Below are 2,346 nucleotides of genomic sequence, written 5' to 3'. Positions count from 1 at the left end.
GAAGTCACCGACGCCGGGTGTGAAGCCAGGCGAGAGCACGTCGGTTTGCGCCTGGCGGGCGATGCTCCCATACAGTCGGTCCCAGGCCACGGGCGCCAGATCTTCGGTGATCAGGTTGGCGCCCGTCAGGTCGGGACGAGGACTCAAGCGTTGTGGTTCGGGGGTGACAACGGTTACCGGCAGGGTCATCACGGGCACGTTCTGGCGATACCAGGGGGTGGTTTCATCCGCCGCAGGGCCGGCTTGCGCCTCCATGGATGAGCACAGCAGGATCGAACCCGACACTGTGCAGAACGTCACTTTGATCTCTTGTGGAGTGAATGGGCTTTTCATGGAGGTCTACCTTGCAAACGCATGCGGGATCTCTTTTCTGGCGTCTCTCCTACCCCGAACGAGGGGCGACCGAATGGAGCGGGGCGAACCGCGGCCGCTCGATTTCGCGAGTGCCGAAAGGTGCGCCCCGGATAGTGATTCCGGGGGTAGTAAGGTAGAGATAAGAAGAGTGATGCCTCTGCGTCAAGAAACTGCACGATGAGCGGTCGGGTTAAATCAGACTGTGCAAGCGTTTGTTTTTCTGCACATATCCAAGTCGTTGTTTGCAGGGGAAAACAGTGCGAAAACCGCGCTGTAGAGGGTTCAGATAGCCTGCTATCGGGTTACCAACTGACGCGGACCCCCAGATTTCCCGCCAGCCCACGCAGGTCATTACTGTCGATATTGCTACTGTAATCGGTGCTGGCGTAAACACTCACCGCACGGTCCAGTGCCAGTACGACGCCGAGGCCAACGTCTGCGGACGAGGATTTCTGCTCGCTGTCGATGGTATCGGTGCCATCGAAGATCACCGAATCGGTGCCGGAAAACGTGTGCCATAGATTGGCCCGCAGATACGGTTCTACCGGCAAGCCGTTGACCTGATAACGACCCTTGAGCCGTGCGCCGAGGCGACCGGTCCAGGCGCCGTCGGAATCGAATGAAACCCGCGAGATGCCGTCGTCCTGGCTGTCGAGGGAGATTTTCTGGTGGATCACCTGCACTTGCGGCTCGACCACCCAGGTGTCGTTGAGCGCGAACGGGTAGCCTGCCTCGGCCGAAAACGTCAGGGCATGGCCGCGGTTGTCCAGTTTCAGTCCACGGTCGGAACGGTTGTTGCCGTCGAAACGCGTGCCCATCGCCACGGTGTCGAGGTACCAGCCGTAGGGGTCGGTCAGCGTCCAGTACAGGCCATAGCTGTCGCCCTCGAGTTTGATCCTGCCCGCGCTGTTGTTCTCGAAGCCTTCGTTGAAACCGTCAACATCGCCCTGAATCCGGCTATGGCCGACGAACAGGCCGATGCGTTGCGTTTGCCCGCCCGACGTCTGCGCGCTGTACAGATCGTTGCCGACCTGAAAGCCATTGAGTGAACCGTTCAGGCGTGGGGTGACGGTGCCGGCCCAGGTCTGGTCGATGTTCTTGCCGTAGACACGACCCCAACCGGCGCTGAATGCACCGGTTTCGCTGAGCAGGCGTTGATCGCCCTGACGGTCATGAAACGTGCCGAGTGCGCTGAGGGTCAGTTGCGCGGCGGCGGGTGGCAGCACCGACCAGTTGGGTACTTCGGGACGATAGATCGGGATGGGTGCGGTGCCTGCCACGGCGGCGGGCAGCACGGGCAGACTGGCGCTGACAACCGGCGGTGCCGGTTCGCCTGGCGCGGGTGCCACAGGAGTGATCGCTGCGGCAACCGGTGTTGCCACCACCGGCACCAGAATCGGCGGCACACCCGGATCGGGGTTGGGCACGCTGAACATTTGCGGCGCGACCACGGCGGAGCGCAGATACCAGTTGTTTTCGGTCCCGGCAGTGACGCCGCCCTTGAACAGGTAGTAATCATAAGCACCGGCAGACACCGGGCCGCTGAAGCTGAAGGCGTTGTTGGTGCTGACCGTGGAGCCTTGGGCCTGCACCACTTGAATACCGTTCTCCTGGGTCAGTCCACCGATCCCGCCGAGGTGGGTCACGCTGATCACAGTGGCACCGCTGAGGCTGCCGTTGTTGACCACCAGTTTGTCGCTGGGCGCGCCATCGGCACCGAGTTCGCTTTGCAACAACAACTGGCCGCCGCTGCCGACGTAGTTGCCGTTGATGGAAAGGGTGTCATTGGTGCGGCTGTTGTTGCGGGTCAGGTCGATGACCCCGGCGTTGTTGAAGGTCACGGCCTGTCCGGCTACGACGGGTGATACCGCGCCTTGGGTCGAGAACACGCTGCTGCCGGCATCGACGTTCAGCACGCCGGTGCCGCTGACGGCATCGCCAAGCACCAGGCTGCTCGACCCCAGGTCCAGTTGCGAGCCGTTGTTCAAATTC

At 61.9% G+C, this 2,346-nt stretch carries 1 protein-coding gene and 1 pseudogene; both read right to left on the bottom strand.

Features of this window, described 5'->3' with window-relative positions; genetic code table 11:
• Positions 1-333 (bottom strand): annotated as a pseudogene (locus DBR18_RS28800) (autotransporter outer membrane beta-barrel domain-containing protein); the annotation flags it as partial.
• Between the two features lie 323 nt (positions 334-656).
• Positions 657-2,346, bottom strand: a 1,690-nt coding sequence (locus tag DBR18_RS05490) for an autotransporter outer membrane beta-barrel domain-containing protein (protein WP_256588557.1), incomplete at its 5' end; no start/stop codon positions are given.

Origin of the sequence: Pseudomonas sp. HMWF021 (assembly GCF_003061005.1) — a bacterium.
Classification (GTDB): domain Bacteria; phylum Pseudomonadota; class Gammaproteobacteria; order Pseudomonadales; family Pseudomonadaceae; genus Aquipseudomonas.
The sequence above is the reverse complement of the archived record's forward strand: the minus strand, read 5'-3'. Positions and strand labels throughout refer to the sequence as shown.